Source organism: Ralstonia sp. RRA (assembly GCF_037023145.1).
GTDB lineage: Bacteria > Pseudomonadota > Gammaproteobacteria > Burkholderiales > Burkholderiaceae > Ralstonia.
This window is the reverse complement of the sequence record NZ_CP146091.1, coordinates 497,282-514,504: the sequence shown is the minus strand read 5'-3', so window position 1 is coordinate 514,504 and position 17,223 is coordinate 497,282. Positions and strand designations below refer to the sequence as shown.

Here is a 17,223-nt window from a genome sequence, read left to right as displayed (position 1 = left end):
AAGCTCGGCTGGGAGGAAGGGACGCCGAGCATAGCATCGCCGATTCGCACACGCATGGCGCGCATGCTTGCCCGCGCGAATATGCATGCTCCAAACCGTTCGTTGGCGCACACGCACGGCCAGCCCATAGTGATTGCTTCCCTGTCTTTTCCTGAGCGATGGAGCAAACGATGGCTGTACTGCGTGGATGGCGCCGTTGGTGGAGCGGTGCAGTGTGGGTGGTGGCTGCCGCTGCCGGTGGGCACGCCCTGGCGGCGCCCGCCTCCGGCGAGCCGCTGTACTTTGGCGTCTCGGGCCCGTTGACCGGGCAGAACGCGCAGTACGGCGCGCAGTGGAAGGCCGGCTTCGACCTGGCGCTGGAGCAGATCAACGCGGCCGGCGGTATCCACGGACGCCCGCTGCAATACGTCTTCGAAGACAGCCAGAGCGACCCACGCCAGGCAGTCGCCATTGCGCAAAAGTTCGTGGCCGACCGCCGCATCCTCATCGAGCTGGGGGATTTCTCCAGCCCCGCCTCGATGGCCGCTTCGCCGATCTATCAGCGCGCGGGACTGGTGCAGTTGGGCTTCACCAACTCGCACCCGGATTTCACCAAGGGCGGTGATTTCATCTGGAGCCCATCGGTCAGCCAGGCCGATGCGCAGCCGCTGCTGGCCGATCTGGCCGTCAAGACCGAAGGCTTCAAGCGCGTGGCCGTGCTGTACCTGAACACCGATTGGGGCCGCACCAGCAAGGATGTGTTCGCGGCAGCAGTCAAACAGCGCGGCGCGCAAGTGGTGGCCGCCGAGGGCTATCAGCCTGACGAGAAGGATTTCCGCTCCACGCTCGTGCGTGTGCGGGATGCCAAGCCTGACGGCATCGTCCTGATCTCGTATTACGCAGACGGTGCCCTCATTGCCGGCCAGTTGCGCGCCACCGGCATCCAGTTGCCGATCGTGGCCGCCAGCTCGGTGTACTCGCCCAAGTTCCTGGAGCTTGGGGCGGCGGCCGTCAATGGCGTGGCGACCAACACCACGTTCTTCCCCGACGAGCCGCGCCCGGAGGTGCAGACCTTCGTCAAACAGTTCCGCACCAAGTACCAGCGCGACCCCGATGCCTTCAACGCCTTCGCCTACGACGCCGTCATCCTGGCCGCCGAAGCACTGAAGGCCGGCGGCACCGACCGCCGCGCCATCCGCGACGCGCTGCCCAAGCTGCGCGACGTGCCTAGCGTGGTCTTTGGCCGCGCCACGTTCGACCCCAACACGCGCCGCGTACTGGGCGTGCGCAGCGTCAACGTGGTGGTCAAGGACGGCAAGTGGGCGCTGCTTGAGCGCAAGTCCACGGTGGCATCGCAATAGCACGACGGGTGGTTTGACGATGGAATCGCTGTGGCATGGAGCGTGGCTGGATTACACGGTCAACGGGCTCGTCGTGGGCAACATCTATGCGTTGCTGGCGGTGGGGCTGGCGTTGATCTTCGGCGTCTCGCACCTGATCAACTTTGCGCATGGCTCGGTCTATACCGTGGGTGCGTTCCTGGGCTGGTTTGCCATCACGCATTTGCACGCGCCGCTGTGGGTGACGATCCTGCTGGTGATTGTCGGTTCAGCGCTGCTGGGCATGGGCATCGAGCGCGTGGGGCTGCGTCCGCTGGCAAACGCGCCGCGCATTGCGCCGCTGCTGGCCACCATCGGTTTGAGCTATGTGATCGACCAGGCCGTGCAGTTGCTCGCCGGGCCCGACCCGCGTGCGCTGCCAAGCCCGCTGCCCGATTGGCGCCTGACGCTCGGCGGCGGCAGCATCGGCGCGCTGGATGTGCTGATCGCGGGGCTGGGCCTGGCCAGTGCTGCCGTGCTGTTCGTCTTCCTGCGCTACACGCGCCTGGGCTGGGCGGTACGCGCCACCGCACAAGACCGCGACGCCGCGCGCCAGATGGGCGTAAGCACCCATGCCGTCAACCAGGCGGTGTTTGCGATTGCCTCGGCGCTGGGGGGCTTGAGCGGCCTGCTGGTCGGTATGTACTACAACAACATCAGCCCGGCGATGAGCTTTCAGGCCACGCTCAAGGGCGTGGTGGCGGTGGTGATCGGCGGCGGGGGCAACGTACCCGGTGCGATTGCCGGCAGCTTGCTGCTGGGCCTGACGGAAAGCTACGGCGTGGCGCTGTTCGGCACCCCCTATCGCAACCTGTTCGCCTTCCTGTTGCTGCTGGGCGTGCTGGCGTGGCGGCCCAATGGGTTGTTCGCACGCAAGCCGGCATTGCCGCCCGAACCGATGACCGGCACCTTCATCGCACCAAGCCGGCCGATCCAAGTGCCGCGCTGGGTGTGGCCCGTGGCAGTCGCGGTGCTGGCGGTGATTCCGCTTACCGGCATCTCGCCGTACGTCGTGCAGGTGCTGACCAATGCCTGGCTCTATGCGCTGCTCGCGCTGTCGCTTTCGCTGGTGGCCGGCACGGCGGGGCAGATCTCGCTCGGGCACGCTGGCCTGCTGGCAATCGGTGCCTATGCATCGGCGCTGCTGGCGATCGACGCCCATCTGCCGGTGCTGCTGGCCGTGCTGCTGGCAGGCATCGTCACGGCCGGGCTGGGCACGCTGCTGGTGCTGCCGGCGTTTCGCCTGCGTGGGCACTACGTGTCGATTGCCACGCTCGGCATCGGCGAGATCATCGCGCTGGTCATCCTCAACTGGGAAAGCGTGACGCGCGGGCCGATCGGGGTGGCGGGTATTCCGCCGCTGGCGGTGGGCAGCCTGGCACTCGATTCCGCGGCGGCGTTCTACTGGGTGGGGCTCGGCGCGGCGGTTGCGCTGGCGCTGCTGCAGCGCCGCCTGCTCGGTACGCACCTGGGCCGCAGCTTGCGCGCCATCCGTGATGACGACGTCGCGGCCCGCGCCTATGGCATTTCGCCGGCGCGCTACAAGGCGCTGGCGTTCGGTGTGGGCGGCTTTGCGGCGGGCATTGCCGGCGCGTTGACGGCACATCAATACAGCTACATCAACCACGAGACCTTCGGCTCACCGATCTCCATCCTGGCGCTGACCATGGTGATCCTCGGTGGCCTGGGCAATGTGGCGGGGGCGGTGATCGGCGCGGTGGCACTGGTCGGCCTGCCCGAGCTGTTTCGCGTGACGGCCGAGTACCGCGTCCTGATCGTCGGCCTCACGCTTCTGCTGCTGGTCCGCTTCCGCCCGCAGGGGCTGCTGGGAACGGTCTGAGCAGTCCAACGCATGACTCCCAAGAGGGCCCCATGAGCACACTCAACGACTACCTGATCGAAAAACGCGCGGCCGTACTGGCCCGCGATGCACGCATCGCCGCCGGCACCTTCGAGCCGGTGCGGCTTGCCGCCAGCGTGAGCGCCGAGGGGCGCAGCGGTGTGCGCCGCGTGCGCATCCGCGAGCACCAGATCATCAGCGACAGCCCGCCCGACTTTGCCGGCTACAACCTTGGGGCCAGTTCTCCGGAGCAGCAGTTGGGCGTGCTTGGGTCCTGCGTCACGCATATCTTCCTGATCCAGGCCGCACAGCATCAGGTGCCCATCGATTCGCTGGAGGTGGAGGTGACGGGCCAGATCGATGCTCGCGCCGGCCACCCCGGCTTTGAGCACGTTCCCGTCTATCCGCACGACATCGGCTACACGGTGCACATCGCATCACCGGCACCACGCGAGCAGCTCGATACGCTGTTCGAGGCAGTCGAGCGCACCTGCCCGATCCTGAACCTGCTCAAGCATCCGCAGAGTATTCGCGCCACGCTGCAACACACGCGCACGGGCGCCGCGCAAACGCAGGCCAGCGATGCCGTCCCGGCTTGAACTGCGTGGGGTCACGCGTCGCTTCGGCGGGCTGACGGCCGTTGACGGCATCAGCCTGGACGTGGCCGACGGCGAAGTCGTCAGCCTGATCGGCCCGAACGGTGCGGGCAAGACCACGCTGTTCAACCTCATCACCGGCGTCGACACACCGGATGCCGGCACGGTGCGCGTGGATGGCATCGACACGACCGGCAGGCGCGCCGAGCAGCTTGCTGCCGCCGGCTTGGCACGCACGTTCCAGCACGGCCGCGTGTTCGGCAACCTGAGCGTGCTCGACAATGTACTGATTGGCGCGCATGCCCAGCTGCGCGCGGTGCGGCCTGCGTGGCCCGTGATCGGCCCGCTTGCCGAACTGGCGCTCGCGCTGTGGCGCCCGGCGCGCGTACGCGACGAAGAAGCCGCGCTGCACGCGCAAGCGCTCGACATCCTCGCGCTCTTTGGCGAGCGCCTGCTGCCCCGCCTGCATCAGCCCACCTACACGCTGTCGTATGCAAACCGCCGCCGCGTGGAGATCGCCCGCGCGCTCGCCGCCCGCCCTCGCCTGCTGCTGCTTGATGAGCCCACCGCTGGCATGAACGAGAGCGAAACCGCCGAGATGCAGCAGATCATCGCCACGCTCAAGGCGCGCGGCCAGACCATTCTCCTGATCGAGCACAAGCTGGAACTGGTGATGCAGCTGTCTGACCGCGTGATCGCCATGGATGACGGCCGCAAGATCGCCGAGGGCCCGCCCGATGCGGTACGCAACGATCCCGCCGTCGTCGAAGCCTATCTTGGCCACCGCGCCGTGGGCGAAGCGCCCGACGCCCTGGCTGCCTGAACCCCACATGACCACGCTCGCCCCTTCCGCTCCGCTGCTGCGCCTGAGCCACATCAACACGCACTATGGTCCGGCGCAAGTGCACTTTGACGTGAACCTGGACGTGCAGCACGGCCAGATCGTCAGCCTGCTGGGCGGCAATGCCAGCGGCAAGTCGACGTCGATGAAACTGATCCTCGGGTTGCACAAGCCGACCTCCGGCGATGTGCAGATCGATGGTGCCTCCACCCTCAAGCTGTCGACGCCGCAGATCATCCGCCTGGGCGTGGCGTCGGTGCCCGAAGCGCGGCGATTGTTCGGCGCCATGACAGTGCGCGAGAACCTGCTGATGGGCGCCTTCACGCGCAACCCGCACCGCGAGCGCGCCGCCATTGCAGAAGACTACGAACGCATGCTTGCCCTGTTCCCTCGTGTAAAAGAGCGCCTGCACGCGCTGGCCGGCACGCTCTCGGGCGGTGAACAGCAGATGGTGGCCATGGCCCGCGCGCTGATGGGCCGCCCGCGCCTGATCTGCATGGACGAGCCGACCATGGGCCTCTCCCCACGCTATGTCGACCACGTACTGGATCTCATCGCCCAGGTGAACGCGACGGGCGTGTCGGTCTTCATGGTCGAACAGAATGCCAGCCTCGCCCTGCGCATCGCCCACCATGGCTACGTGCTGCAGAACGGCCGTATCGTGCTGTCGGGCCCGGCGCGCGAATTGCTGCACGACCCGCGCATCCGCCATGCCTATCTTGGCGGTGAAGCCGCCTGACGCTGCCGCATTCCCCCACCCAACCGGAACCCCCATGAGCCTGACCCTGGACCACGTCGTCATCCGCGTGAACGATCTCGAGCGCGTCATTGCCGACTACACCGCACTCGGCTTTACCGTACAGCGTGGCGGCACCCATGCCGACGGCGTCACACACAACGCCCTGGTGGGTTTTGCCGATGGCAGCTATCTGGAGTTGATCGCCTTCCTCCAGCCCGCACCCGAGCGCCGCTGGTGGACGCTCGGCGAGCAGCATGGCGCCGGCTATGTCGACTTTGCCCTGCTGCCGCACAACGTGGGTGCGGTGGTCGGTGCGGCGCGCGCACGCGGGCTCGACTACGAGGGCCCGCTACCCGGCGGCCGCCTGCGCCCCGATGGCGAACAACTGCGTTGGGAACTTGGCCGCCCGACCACCTCCGATCTACCCTTTCTGTGCGGCGACATCACGCCGCGCCACCTGCGCGTGCGCGAAGGCGACGTGCGCGAGCACGCCAATGGCGTGCGCGGCATCGCATCGGTAACGGTGGTGGTACTGGATATCGAAGCGAGCCTGGCGCGCTATCGCGCGCTGCTCGGATTGACGCAGGAACCTGCGCCAGTGGCGTTGTCCGGTATCGGGATCGCCACGGTCGTATTGCCGGTGGGCAGTGCGTCCGTGGTGCTGGTCAGCCCGCAGCCGGGCAGCGCCCTGCCGGCAGCCGCAGACTTGGAACACAGACTCAGCACGCGTGGAGAAGGCGTGCTTGGCCTGACGCTGGCCGGTGCGCATAGAGCAGCCGCCTCATTGCCCACCGCACAGACGCACGGCGCGTGGATCACCCTGCAACCGGGCCATCCTGCGCCACACGTGCCGGACAATGCGCTGGCTGAAACCGTGCTCACCTGAGCCCGTCACACCTCATACGGCACAGCCTCGTCACCCACCAGCGAGCCTGCCTCATCCGCAGGCCTCAGGTGGTCCAGTCGATAGCCGTGCTTGTAGACGGCCACTAGGCGCACCTCATTCACCGGCTCGATGTTCAGTTTCATGCGGATGCGTGAGACATGGCTGTCGATCGTGCGCGTGTACTCCGACGAGTTGCGCCCCCACACCTGCCCGAAGATGTGGTCACGCGAGAGCGTGCGACCCACGTTCGAAAACAGCAGCAGCGCGAGCTGGAACTCGATGCCCGTCAGCGTGACGGGCTCACCGTGCAGCGTGACCTGCTGACGCTGCGGATTGAAGTGGAACGGGCCCACGTCAAACGGCAGACGGCCGTACGGAATCGGATACGCACGACGCAGCAGCGCATCAACGCGCGCGCGCAGCTCGGGAATGCGGAACGGCTTGGTGATGTAGTCATCGGCACCCTGCGTGAGTGCGCGTACCAGGCCCTTCTCGCTCTCTTCGGCCGTCACGAACAGGATCGGCAGGACATCCTTGTGGCGGCTGCGCACAACGCTCAGCACATCGATACCGAGCATGCCCGGCGTGTGCCAGTCGAGGATCAGCATGTCGTACGAGGAGCGGCCCAGCATGCGCAGCAGCGTTGCGCCGTCAGTGTAGGTGACCACATCGTGGCCGGACTGGGACAGGATCTGGACGATGACTTCGCTTTGGAAAGGATCGTCTTCAAGCAAGGCGATACGCATGTTCGGTTCCATGAAAGATGCGCACATGCGTGCCGGAATGGCGTGGGCTCCGACAGCAGCCCAATCGGCCGCACTCCCGTGCGATCCGTTGCATGTGTTATTTCCATGCAATTTTGTTGGCAAGGTGTGCCACAAACCATGAGAAGAGTCCTAATTTGTAAAGACTCTTCCAAGCGCCCACGGACATGGGCTGACCGAGAACGCGGGCATCGCGAAAAAAAAAAGCCCGGACAAACGAGGTCCGGGCGGCGGTGTTTCTCACAACGTGACGGGATCAGAAACACCCAAGGGTCGCGTATGCCGGACACGCTGCAGCACACCGGGGGGACGCGCTGCAACGCTTCACGGGGGTGACGTCAAGGAGGTTGACGTAGTTGTCCGGCAAACGTGGAGCGGATGATGCCGCGCCACATGCGTGCCTGGATCATTCGTCACAACATTTAACGGACCACCTGCCCGGTGGCGATGCCTCAGGTGGGATCAGCGTTTTCCAACTCCTGCCGGATCGACTCCGTCAGCATGTCGATCAGCAAACGAACCCGCTTGGGTACAAAACGCGCAGACGGCGTGACGAGATTGATCGGCTCACCGCTGGTAGCGTAGTCGGGCAACACGCGCACGAGGCGCGGCAGTGGCGCGTTCGCACGAGCAATGCCGCTTGCATACAAGGGCAGCGGACCGATGCCGGTGCCGGAGGCGATGAGCGTTTCCAGGTAGATCAGGCTGTCGGCATTCAGGCGCGCGCGCACGGCCACGGTCTTCAGGCCGTCGGGGCCGACCAGGCGCCATTGCGTCTCGCCACGACCGGTGCCGCGGAAGTCGAGACAGCAGTGGTCGGCCAGTTCCTGCACCGTCTGGGGCACACCACGCCGCTGCAAGTATTCCGGCGAGGCGAACAGCCCGATGCGCAATACACCCAGCGGCCGGGCCACGAGCGAACTGTCGGCCAGCCGGCCAACACGCACAGCAAGATCGAAGCCCTCCTGCACCAGATCGACATTGCGCGGTGAGAGCACGACATCCAGGTCAATGTCCTGGTACTGCTGCATGAAACGCGCGGCCACCGGCGCGACCAGCAGGCGCCCCACGTCTTCGGAAGAGGTGAGTCGCACTTTGCCGCGCGGAGTATCCTGCAGTTCACCCGCGCAGGTTGTCGCGCGCTCAATATCTTCCAGTGCATGTGAAGCCACTTGGTACAAGCTCTGGCCTGCATCCGTCAGATGCAGCGTGCGCGTGGTGCGCTGTAACAGGCGTACGTTCAAATCCTGCTCCAGCGCGGCAATGCCCCGGCTGACGGACGATTTGGGCAAATCCAGGCGCGCGGCAGCCGCGGTAAAGCTGCCCGCCTCGACAACGCGCACGAACAGCGACAATTGGTTCAAATCCACGTGGTTTCCTCCTCTTGTGGTTGTGCTCGCCGGTCTATGGTTGTAATTGTCCCGCCGGGAGCAACATTTTTTCCCACGATAACCGACTAGTGCCGAAGGGGCAACCACACTACATTGTGGGTATGACAAATCCCCAATTTCAGGAGAAGCACATGGAAACCCTCGTGCAACCTCGTGTGCAACACGCTCGCCGCGTGGAACGCATCGTCACCGGCCGGCCCACTTCGGACGGGGCGGGCGTGAAGCTCACGCGCGTGCTGACGAACAACCTGCAACGCCGGCTCGATCCGTTCCTGATGCTCGACGCGTTCCGCAGTGATGATCCGAACGACTATCTGGCGGGCTTTCCCGATCACCCGCACCGCGGCTTTGAAACGGTGACGTACATGATTGCGGGCCGCATGCGCCACCGAGACAGCGCCGGCCACGAAGGCCTGCTGCAACACGGCGGCGTGCAGTGGATGACGGCCGGCAGCGGCGTTGTGCACTCCGAGATGCCAGAACAGGAAGACGGCGTGATGGAAGGCTTCCAGCTCTGGCTGAACCTGCCCGCCAGCGACAAGATGACGACGCCGTGGTATCGCGATATTCCGTCGAACGAGATTCCCGAGTTCACGACGGAAGATGGTGTGGCCGTGCGCGTGATCGCCGGTGAGTCGCAAGGCGTACAAGGCGCGATGACACGCGCGACGACGCAACCGCTGTATCTGGATATCACGCTGCCGGCGGGCTCGTCGTTTGCACAGCCGCTGCCGGAAAAGCACAACGCGTTCGTCTACGTGTTCCGTGGCAGCGCGCTGGTGGGTGATGCCGAGGCTCCGGGCAATGCCGGCCTGCAGCGCGTGGAGGATAAGCAGATGGCCATCCTCGCCAACACGGAAGGCAGCGACGGCGTGGTCATCCGCGCGGGGGATGCAGAGACCCGCGTGCTGCTGATCGCGGGCAAGCCGCTGAACGAGTCGATCGCGCAGTACGGCCCGTTTGTGATGAACACGCAGGAAGAGATCTTCCAGGCCGTGCGTGATTTCCAGGCTGGCAAGTTCGCCTAAGCCTTAACGCAGCATCCAAAGAAAAACCGCCGCTCGGTTTCACCAGAGCGGCGGTTCGTCCAACAGCGCGATCTGCTCGCGCAATTCCAGTACCCGGTCCTGCCAGTAGCGTTGCGTGTTGAACCACGGAAACGCGGCAGGGAACGCCGGATCGTTCCAGCGTCGCGCCAACCATGCGCTGTAGTGCAGCAGGCGCAGCGTGCGCAACGCTTCCACCAGATACAACTCACGCGTATCGAATTCGCAAAAATCTTCGTAGCCGGCCAGCACGCTGGCGAGCTGTGATTGCATCGATGCGCGATCGCCCGAGAGCAGCATCCACAGATCCTGAACGGCGGGGCCGGTCCGGCTGTCGTCAAAGTCGACGAAGTGCGGGCCAGCGCTGCGAAGCGGGTCGCCTTGCTTGGCGTCGGCCTCTTCGATCCAGAGGACGTTGGAGGCGTGGCAATCGCCGTGCAGGCGCAGTAGCGCGACGTCACCTGCGCGGTCGTAGCAGCGGCGTACGCCGTCGAGCGCAGCGTCGGCCACGCTGCGCCAGGCGGGCAGCAAGTCGGGCGGGATGAAATCGTGTTCGAGCAGCCAGTCGCGCGATTGCACACCGAAGGTGTCGATGTCGAGCGCGGGCCGCGCCATGAATGGGCGTTGCGCGCCCACGGCGTGGATGCGGCCGAGGAACCGGCCCATCCATTCGAGCGTGTCATCACGATCAATCGCGGGCACGCGACCGGCACAACGTGGGAAGACCGCAAAGTGCCAGCGCTCGAACGCATGCAGCGTGCGGCCGTCGATTTCCAGCGGCGCGATCACCGGAATTTCCGCAGCGGCGAGTTCTGCCGTGAAGGCATGTTCTTCGACGATCTGCGCGTCGTTCCAGCGGCCGGGGCGGTAGAACTTGACCACCACCGGCGCGCTGTCTTCCACACCGGCCTGGTAGACGCGGTTCTCGTAGCTGTTGAGCGCGAACATGCGGCCGTCCGGCATCAGCCCGACCTGCGCCAGCGCATCGAGGATGCTGTCGGGCGTCAGGCCATCGTATGGGGCGTCGGCGGATGCGGGCTGGCCGCTGTCGTCGCTAACGTGCATGAACGTCAGCCTTTGCGGCCGCCCAGCAATGCAGCAGCCTTGGCGAACAGGCCGTTGAACGGCTGCTTGGCAGGCTGCGCAGCCTTCTGAGCCGGTTGTGCGTTTTGCGTGCTCGAGGCACGACGCTGACCGCCCTGCCCGTTGCCTTGCGCTTGACCCTGGCGCTGACCACGTCCCTGCGATTGACCGTTGCCCGCGCCATTGCGATGGCCGCCCTGCGGCTTCGGTACAGCCTGGCCGTCACGCTGGCCTTGGGCTTGTCGTTGGCGGCCGCCGCCGTTGCGACCCTGACCTTGGCTTTGGCCCTGACCTTGGCCCTGACCATTGCCGCTCGATTCACGACGCGGTTCGCGGGGCTCACGCGGGGCACGTGGCTCGCGCGGTGCAGCGTTGCCACCGGCGGCAGCTTGGCGCGGTTGCTGGCTGCGACCACCGCCCGGACGACCACCACGCGCATTGCCGCCACGGCCCGCCGAGTTGCGCCCATTCGGAATCGGCTCCGGCGCGATGCTCGGGTCCGGCTCGAAACCTTCCAGCACGGTGCGCGGCAGTTCGCGCTTGATCAGGCGTTCGATGTCGCGCAGCAGGCCGTGCTCATCCACGCAAACCAGCGAAATCGCCTCGCCCTGCGCACCCGCGCGGCCCGTACGGCCGATACGGTGCACATAGTCTTCCGGCACGTTCGGCAGGTCGAAGTTGACCACGTGCGGCAGTTGGTCGATGTCGATGCCGCGTGCGGCGATGTCGGTGGCGACCAGCACGCGCAGCGTGTTGGCTTTGAACTCCGAAAGCGCGCGCGTGCGGGCGGATTGGCTCTTGTTGCCGTGAATCGCCAGCGACGAGATGCCGTCGCGCGTGAGCTGCTCGGCCAGGCGGTTGGCACCGTGCTTGGTGCGCGTGAAGACCAGCACCTGGTGCCAGTCGTTGTCGCGCACAAGCTTGGCGAGCAGTTCGCGCTTGCGCTCGCGGTCCACCGGATAGATGCGTTGCTCGACCGTCTCAGCCGTGGTGTTGCGGCGTGCGACTTCGATCAGCGCCGGCTTGTCGAGCAGACGGTCAGCCAGCTCGCGGATGTCGTCCGAGAACGTTGCGGAGAACAACAAGTTCTGGCGCTTCGGCGGCAGGATGTTGAGGATCTTGCGGATGTCGTGGATGAAGCCCATGTCGAGCATGCGATCGGCTTCGTCCAGCACCAGCAGTTCGATGTGCGACAGATCGATGGTGCGCTGGCCCACGTGGTCCAGCAGGCGGCCCGGCGTGGCCACGACGATATCGACACCGCGCTTGAGCGCGTCGATCTGCGGGTTGATGCCAACGCCGCCGAACATCACCATCGACTTCAGCGGCAGGTATTTGCCGTAGGCGCGCACACTCTCTTCCACCTGCGCGGCGAGTTCACGCGTGGGGGTCAGCACCAGCGCGCGCACGGGGAAGCGCATGCCGTTGGGCGTCTGCACCTTGTTCGGCTGCGTGGCAGAGAGGCGATGCAGCAGCGGCAGCGTGAAACCGGCGGTCTTGCCGGTGCCGGTCTGTGCACCGGCGAGCAGGTCACCACCCTTGAGAACAGCGGGGATGGCCTGGCGTTGAATCGGGGTAGGTTCGGTGTAGCCGAGTTCGGCCACGGCGCGTACCAGCTTGTCTGACAAGCCGAGTTCGGAAAACGACATGGAAACGGTGAGACTTGAACCGGCGTGTCCCGCGCATTCGTTCGTGCGCCAATCGTGGACAGAGCCTGGGTAGATGACGGGGCGACTGGACCCCGGGGACTGCATGAACTGCAAGAAGGGCCGTAGTTTAACAGGATGTGATGCGGAACTTGGGTTTACCCGCTACCCTGCCGGCGCCCGCAACGCCGCCAACGGCGCATTCACCACATCCCCCAGCCGCTCGGCCAGCGAATACCGCGCCATATACCGCCTGAAATGTGCCAAGAACGCCTCTTCGGCGGGTGCCAGGCGCCGCTCCTTGTGCCACATCAGGTACAGATCAATATCGGCGACGCCCTCCTCCGGCGGCAAACGCCACAGCCGCTGCTGCGCCAGGTCATCCGCCACGATGTGCTCCGGCAGACACCCCACGCCATATCCCGCAAACACCAAGCGCTTGATCTCATCCAGGCTCGGCGACGTAGCGACGATGCGCCCGGTGAATCCCTGCTGATCCCGAAACACCGCCAGCGGCGACAGCGCATCGCCCAACTGGTCGCTCATGAACGAGACAAAGTTCTCGCCGAGCAGATCGTTGATCGACAAGCCCGTGCGCCCAAACAACCGATGGTGCCGTCCGCAAAACACCGCGTAGCGCTGGCGCAAAAACAACTGCCGCTCCAGCTTGTCGATCGGCGTGCGACACAGGCTCAAGCCAATGCCCGCGCGCTTCTGCGCCAGCGCATCGAGAATGTCCGCGCTACGCATCACCTCCACCTGCAGATCCACCCGCGGGTGATGCCGATGAAACGCCGCCAGGCATTCGTCATACACACCCGACTGGATGCGGCTGACCGTCAGCAAGTGCAGCACGCCGCTCACGTCGTCCTGCGGTTCGCCCAGTTCTGAGCCGAGCCGCGCGACGTTGCCGTAGACATCGGTGGCGATCCGCAGCACGTCCTCTCCCACGCGCGTGAGGCGAAAGTGCGAGCCGCGCCGCTCGATGAGCGTGTGGCCGAGCTGATCTTCCAGCCGCCGCAGCGCCAGGCTCACCGCCGGCTGCGTGATGTGCAGCCGCACCGCCGCGCGGCTGATGCTGCGCTCGTGGACGATGGTGAGGAAGGTGCGCAGCAGGTTCCAGTCGAGCCGGTCGCTGACCAAGGCGGGATCGAGAGCAGACGGGTCCATGGCGTCGAATATGAGTTCAATTTATACAAACAATAAGTATTCAGAATTTGACTAATACCCGTCAACCGGCAATAAACACGCATCGTCGCCTTGATGCGGCGGGCTAAAAAAATCTTGTGAGGAGCTACACCCATGCAACCGTCTCATTCGGGCGGGCGTCAGCCTGTGCGCGCGGCCACCGCCGCCTTTGTCGGCACCATGATCGAGTGGTACGACTTCTACATCTACGCTACCGCCGCCGCGCTCGTCTTCGGGCCGTTGTTCTTTCCGGGCGGTGACCCCTTCCTCAGCACACTCGCATCGTTCGGTACGTTTGCCGTGGGCTTCTTTGCGCGGCCGCTGGGTGGCATCGTGTTCGGCCACTGGGGTGATCGCATCGGCCGCAAGAAGGCGCTGATGATCACGCTCACGATGATGGGCCTGGCGACCATCGGCATCGGCCTGCTGCCGACGTACGCCACCGCCGGTGCGCTCGCGCCCGTGCTGCTGGTGCTGCTGCGCGTGGTGCAGGGCATCGCGGTCGGCGGCGAATGGGGCGGCGCGGTGCTGATGGCGGGTGAACATGCCCCCAAGGGCCGCCGCACGTTCTTCGCATCGTTTGCGCAGCTCGGTAGCCCGGCGGGGTTGATCCTCTCGCTGCTGGCCTTCCGCCTGGTCACGTCGATGGAGAAAGACGTGTTCATGGACTGGGGCTGGCGTCTGCCCTTCCTCGCCAGCGCGGTGTTGCTGGTCGTAGGCGCGGCGATTCGCTCGGGCGTCAATGAATCGCCGGAGTTTGCGCAGGTGCAGGCCCAGCGCAGGACGGCCAAGCTGCCGATCGCCGAGGTCTGGCGCACGGCGCGCGTACCGGTACTGCTATGCATCGGCGCCAATACGATTGGCATTGCGGGCGTGTACTTCACCAACACGTTCATGATCGCGTACACGACGCAGTACCTGTCGCTGTCGAAGACGTTGATTCTCGATTGCCTGTTTGCGGTGGCGTTCATCCAGTTTCTTGCGCAGCCACTGGCGGCATGGCTGGCGGAAAAGCTTGGCGGCGCGCGCTTCCTCAAACTGATGGCGCTGCTGGCGATGGCCTCGCCGTATCCGATGTTCCTGCTGGTGCAGACGCGCCAGGCACCGCTGATGATTCTCGGGATCGCCATCGCCGTGGTGTGCATGGCGAGCTTCTACTCGGTTATCGCAGGCTTCGTGTCGGGCGTGTTCGAGACGCGCGTGCGGTATTCGGCGATCTCGCTGTCGTACCAGGTGTGCGGTGCTGTGGCGGGCGGGCTCACACCGCTGGTCGGCACCATCCTCGCGCAGCGCTTCCATGGCGAATGGTGGCCGCTGGCGGTGTTCTACACGCTGCTCGCCGGTGTCTCGCTGCTGTGCATCGCCGCCATTGATGCGCGCCAGCGCGGCCGCGCGCCCGCCGGCGATGCCGTGAACGCATAACGATCTCCCCCCAACCCGCTTCACCATGCTGACGTTCTTCCATCCCGAACAGCTGCTGCACCATCCGCAGAGCTACTACTCGCGCGGCAAGATGCGCACGCCGCAAGAGGTGCCCGAGCGCGCGCGCAACCTGTTGCAGGCCGCGCGCGATCTGGGCTTCACCATCGCGCAGCCCGAAGACCATGGTCTGACCCCGCTCACTGCTGTGCACGGCGAACCCTATCTGCGCTTCCTGCAAGACGCGCACACCGACTGGCGCCGACTGCCCGAAGACTGGGGCGACGAGGTCATGTCCAATATCTTCGTGCGCGAGCCCAATGCGCTGCGCGGCGTGCTGGCCCAGGCCGCGCGCTACCTGGCCGATGGCAGTTGCCCCGTCGGCGCAAACACATGGCGATCGGCGTACTGGTCGGCTCAGAGCGCTGCGGCCGGCGCGCAAGCCATCCTCAACGGCGAGCGCCTGGCCTACGCGCTGTGCCGCCCGCCCGGCCATCACGCGCGCCGAGAGGCGGCCGGCGGTTTCTGCTACCTCAACAACGCTGCCGTGGCCGCACAGGCACTGCGCGCAAACTACAAGCGCGTTGCCATCCTCGACACCGACATGCACCACGGCCAGGGCATTCAGGAGATCTTCTACGACCGCGCCGACGTGCTGTACGTCTCCATCCACGGGGACCCGACCAACTTCTACCCGGTCGTCGCCGGCTTTGACGACGAGCGCGGCACAGGCGACGGCGTGGGCCTGAACGTGAACCTGCCGATGCCGCATCGCTCGCCGGAATCGGTGTTCTTCGACAAGCTGGGCGAAGCGCTTGCGGCGCTCGAACGCTTCCAGCCCGATGCGCTGGTGCTGTCACTCGGCTTCGACATCTATCGCGAAGATCCGCAATCGCAGGTGGATGTGTCGACGGAAGGCTTTGGCCGCCTCGGCACGGCTGTCGGTGCGCTCGGCTTACCGACGCTGGTCGTCCAGGAGGGCGGCTACCACCTCGCCACCCTTGCACAAAACGCTGCCGCATTCTTCGGCGGCCTTCATCCCGCCAGCTGACCCCCTCCCCCGGGCGCAGACATCCCTTTAGCAATTTGGATGTTTGCGCCTACTCACTTTTTAGCCCAAGCGTTTCATACGTTCTCTGGGTCTCCCCTCCTCGTCTAGAGTGCCCGCTCGAATTGGGAACTTGGCGTTTTCAAACGTCTGTTCCTAACATGCCCGGGCAACCCCATACACATGTTTGAATCGTGCGTTAGATCGCTGCAGTGCAGCAATCGGGCCGATATCAGACCTAAAAAAACGAGGTAGGAGACATGGGACGTCCTGGAGCAGGAGACACCAAGGGCCGCATTCTGGAAGCCACCGAACTGCTGTTCATCGAGTTCGGCTACGAGGCGATGTCGTTGCGGCAGATCACGGCACGCGCCAAGGTCAACCTGGCTGCGGTCAACTATCACTTCGGCAGCAAGGAAGCGCTGATGCAGTCAGTGCTTGGCCGCCGGCTCGATCCACTCAACACACGTCGTCTGGCGCTGCTCACAGCCTGCGAAGAACGCTGGACCAAGGAGCAGCTCACGTGCGACCACGTGCTCGGCGCGCTGTTCGTACCGGCGCTGCAGATGGCGCGCAACCCCGACACCGGCGGTCCCGCCTTCCTGCGTCTGATGGGCCGCGTGTATTCCGACACGTCGCCGTTCGTGCAGAACTATCTGCTCGGGCATTACGCGCCGGTGTTCGGTCGCTTCTTCGAAGCGTTCTCGTGCGCACTGCCGCATGTGCCGCGCGCTGAACTCGGCTGGCGCCTGCACTTCTCGCTCAAGGCACTCGCCGGCGTGCTGGCCGGCGATGACCTCAACAACCTGCTGCCGATGTTCACGCAGGGCAAGCCGATGAACGATGCCTCGCTGCTGGCGCGCCTGACTGCGCTGGTGGTGGCCACGCTCAACGCTCCGCTGCCCGGCGAGGCCGGCGCACTCGACCAGGTGGTCGAACTGGCCGAAGCCCAGGTCCCCACACCCGTGGTTCAGGCCGACGACGCACCCAACGGCAGCGACAGCGGCAATGGTCATGGCGGCTCAAGCCGCCATGGCAACGGGAGCGGCAACAGCAATGGCCGCGCCCCCGAACGCACCACGACACCTGCCACCGCATCGCCCTTTGCCGGTGACCTGTTCGGCCGCACACCCGGCGCACGCGCCAGTGCTGCCGACGAACACGAGGACGAGCACGACAGCGCCCTCGACGACGGTGACGAGCACGAGGACGGTGGTTCCCCGCCCACGGCGCGCACCCGTGCGCTGGCCATCCGCCGCAGCAACGCCGCGCGCGCGATCTTCCCGGCCAACCCGATGCGCCCCTGGCGCAGCCCCGGCGCCTGACGGAAAAGCCAAGCGCGGCGCGGCTTCAGCCCCCGTAGGCACGGGAGTCGCTG

The 17,223-nt window shown here is 65.6% G+C and carries 15 protein-coding genes; 10 read left to right on the top strand and 5 right to left on the bottom strand.

Annotation, left to right across the window (positions count from 1 at the left end):
• Positions 1-158 precede the first annotated feature (158 nt).
• The 6 genes from V6657_RS02515 to V6657_RS02490 are packed head-to-tail and all read left to right on the top strand — an operon-like array spanning position 159 to position 6,260.
• Positions 159-1,340, top strand: coding sequence for an ABC transporter substrate-binding protein (locus tag V6657_RS02515; RefSeq protein WP_048934071.1), 1,182 nt, complete (start codon positions 159-161; stop codon positions 1,338-1,340).
• Positions 1,341-1,359: 19 nt separating this feature from the next.
• Positions 1,360-3,198, top strand: a complete 1,839-nt coding sequence (locus V6657_RS02510) for an ABC transporter permease (RefSeq protein WP_048934070.1) — start codon at positions 1,360-1,362, stop codon at positions 3,196-3,198.
• A 32-nt stretch (positions 3,199-3,230) separates the two neighbouring features.
• A complete protein-coding gene (locus tag V6657_RS02505; RefSeq protein ID WP_048934069.1) occupies positions 3,231-3,797 on the top strand; it encodes an OsmC family protein in 567 nt (188 codons plus the stop codon).
• Positions 3,781-4,617 carry an ABC transporter ATP-binding protein gene (locus tag V6657_RS02500; protein ID WP_048934068.1) on the top strand — a complete coding sequence of 279 codons (837 nt, stop codon included), beginning with the start codon at positions 3,781-3,783 and terminating at the stop codon, positions 4,615-4,617. Before V6657_RS02505 ends, V6657_RS02500 begins: the two co-directional genes overlap by 17 nt.
• A 7-nt stretch (positions 4,618-4,624) precedes the next feature.
• Positions 4,625-5,374, top strand: a complete 750-nt coding sequence (locus V6657_RS02495; protein ID WP_048934067.1) for an ABC transporter ATP-binding protein — start codon at positions 4,625-4,627, stop codon at positions 5,372-5,374.
• 34 nt (positions 5,375-5,408) lie between these two features.
• A complete protein-coding gene (locus V6657_RS02490) occupies positions 5,409-6,260 on the top strand; it encodes a VOC family protein (protein WP_048934066.1) in 852 nt (283 codons plus the stop codon).
• Positions 6,261-6,265: 5 nt separating this feature from the next.
• Here the strand turns inward: V6657_RS02490 and V6657_RS02485 are convergent, their stop codons facing one another.
• The gene (locus tag V6657_RS02485) at positions 6,266-7,006 is read right to left on the bottom strand and encodes a response regulator transcription factor (RefSeq protein WP_048934179.1); all 741 of its coding nucleotides are present in this window, start codon (positions 7,004-7,006) and stop codon (positions 6,266-6,268) included.
• A 470-nt stretch (positions 7,007-7,476) separates the two neighbouring features.
• Positions 7,477-8,394, bottom strand: a complete 918-nt coding sequence (locus tag V6657_RS02480; protein WP_048934065.1) for a LysR family transcriptional regulator — start codon at positions 8,392-8,394, stop codon at positions 7,477-7,479.
• 152 nt (positions 8,395-8,546) lie between these two features.
• Between V6657_RS02480 and V6657_RS02475 the strand changes: the two genes are divergently transcribed.
• Positions 8,547-9,443, top strand: a complete 897-nt coding sequence (locus V6657_RS02475; protein WP_048934064.1) for a pirin family protein — start codon at positions 8,547-8,549, stop codon at positions 9,441-9,443.
• A gap of 39 nt (positions 9,444-9,482) precedes the next feature.
• On the opposite strand, the gene V6657_RS02470 is transcribed toward V6657_RS02475, so the two are convergent.
• The 3 genes from V6657_RS02470 to V6657_RS02460 form a co-directional block, all read right to left on the bottom strand.
• Positions 9,483-10,526 (bottom strand): serine/threonine protein kinase, encoded by a 1,044-nt coding sequence (locus V6657_RS02470; RefSeq protein ID WP_048934063.1) that lies wholly within the window; start codon positions 10,524-10,526, stop codon positions 9,483-9,485.
• A 5-nt stretch (positions 10,527-10,531) separates the two neighbouring features.
• Positions 10,532-12,193 (bottom strand): DEAD/DEAH box helicase, encoded by a 1,662-nt coding sequence (locus tag V6657_RS02465; RefSeq protein WP_048934062.1) that lies wholly within the window; start codon positions 12,191-12,193, stop codon positions 10,532-10,534.
• Between the two features lie 162 nt (positions 12,194-12,355).
• Positions 12,356-13,360, bottom strand: coding sequence for a LysR family transcriptional regulator (locus V6657_RS02460; protein WP_048934061.1), 1,005 nt, complete (start codon positions 13,358-13,360; stop codon positions 12,356-12,358).
• A 132-nt stretch (positions 13,361-13,492) separates the two neighbouring features.
• Here V6657_RS02460 and V6657_RS02455 point away from each other — a divergent pair, with 132 nt between their 5' ends.
• The 3 genes from V6657_RS02455 (at position 13,493) to V6657_RS02445 (ending at position 17,170) form a co-directional block, all read left to right on the top strand.
• Positions 13,493-14,800 (top strand): MFS transporter, encoded by a 1,308-nt coding sequence (locus V6657_RS02455; RefSeq protein WP_048934060.1) that lies wholly within the window; start codon positions 13,493-13,495, stop codon positions 14,798-14,800.
• Between the two features lie 25 nt (positions 14,801-14,825).
• Complete coding sequence (locus tag V6657_RS02450; RefSeq protein ID WP_048934059.1) at positions 14,826-15,848, top strand: histone deacetylase family protein; 1,023 nt, start codon at positions 14,826-14,828, stop codon at positions 15,846-15,848.
• A 257-nt stretch (positions 15,849-16,105) separates the two neighbouring features.
• The gene (locus V6657_RS02445) at positions 16,106-17,170 is read left to right on the top strand and encodes a TetR/AcrR family transcriptional regulator (RefSeq protein ID WP_048934058.1); all 1,065 of its coding nucleotides are present in this window, start codon (positions 16,106-16,108) and stop codon (positions 17,168-17,170) included.
• Positions 17,171-17,223: the final 53 nt, after the last annotated feature.

What these genes read in the sequence shown, in the direction of transcription:
- V6657_RS02515 (WP_048934071.1), top strand. Translation starts at nt 159, where the DNA reads ATGGAGCAAACGATGGCTGTACTGCGTGGATGGCGCCGTTGGTGGAGC.
- V6657_RS02510 (WP_048934070.1), top strand. Translation starts at nt 1,360, where the DNA reads ATGGAATCGCTGTGGCATGGAGCGTGGCTGGATTACACGGTCAACGGG.
- V6657_RS02505 (WP_048934069.1), top strand. Translation starts at nt 3,231, where the DNA reads ATGAGCACACTCAACGACTACCTGATCGAAAAACGCGCGGCCGTACTG.
- V6657_RS02500 (WP_048934068.1), top strand. Translation starts at nt 3,781, where the DNA reads ATGCCGTCCCGGCTTGAACTGCGTGGGGTCACGCGTCGCTTCGGCGGG.
- V6657_RS02495 (WP_048934067.1), top strand. Translation starts at nt 4,625, where the DNA reads ATGACCACGCTCGCCCCTTCCGCTCCGCTGCTGCGCCTGAGCCACATC.
- V6657_RS02490 (WP_048934066.1), top strand. Translation starts at nt 5,409, where the DNA reads ATGAGCCTGACCCTGGACCACGTCGTCATCCGCGTGAACGATCTCGAG.
- V6657_RS02485 (WP_048934179.1), bottom strand. Translation starts at nt 7,006, where the DNA reads ATGCGTATCGCCTTGCTTGAAGACGATCCTTTCCAAAGCGAAGTCATC.
- V6657_RS02475 (WP_048934064.1), top strand. Translation starts at nt 8,547, where the DNA reads ATGGAAACCCTCGTGCAACCTCGTGTGCAACACGCTCGCCGCGTGGAA.
- V6657_RS02470 (WP_048934063.1), bottom strand. Translation starts at nt 10,526, where the DNA reads ATGCACGTTAGCGACGACAGCGGCCAGCCCGCATCCGCCGACGCCCCA.
- V6657_RS02465 (WP_048934062.1), bottom strand. Translation starts at nt 12,193, where the DNA reads ATGTCGTTTTCCGAACTCGGCTTGTCAGACAAGCTGGTACGCGCCGTG.
- V6657_RS02460 (WP_048934061.1), bottom strand. Translation starts at nt 13,360, where the DNA reads ATGGACCCGTCTGCTCTCGATCCCGCCTTGGTCAGCGACCGGCTCGAC.
- V6657_RS02455 (WP_048934060.1), top strand. Translation starts at nt 13,493, where the DNA reads ATGCAACCGTCTCATTCGGGCGGGCGTCAGCCTGTGCGCGCGGCCACC.
- V6657_RS02450 (WP_048934059.1), top strand. Translation starts at nt 14,826, where the DNA reads ATGCTGACGTTCTTCCATCCCGAACAGCTGCTGCACCATCCGCAGAGC.
- V6657_RS02445 (WP_048934058.1), top strand. Translation starts at nt 16,106, where the DNA reads ATGGGACGTCCTGGAGCAGGAGACACCAAGGGCCGCATTCTGGAAGCC.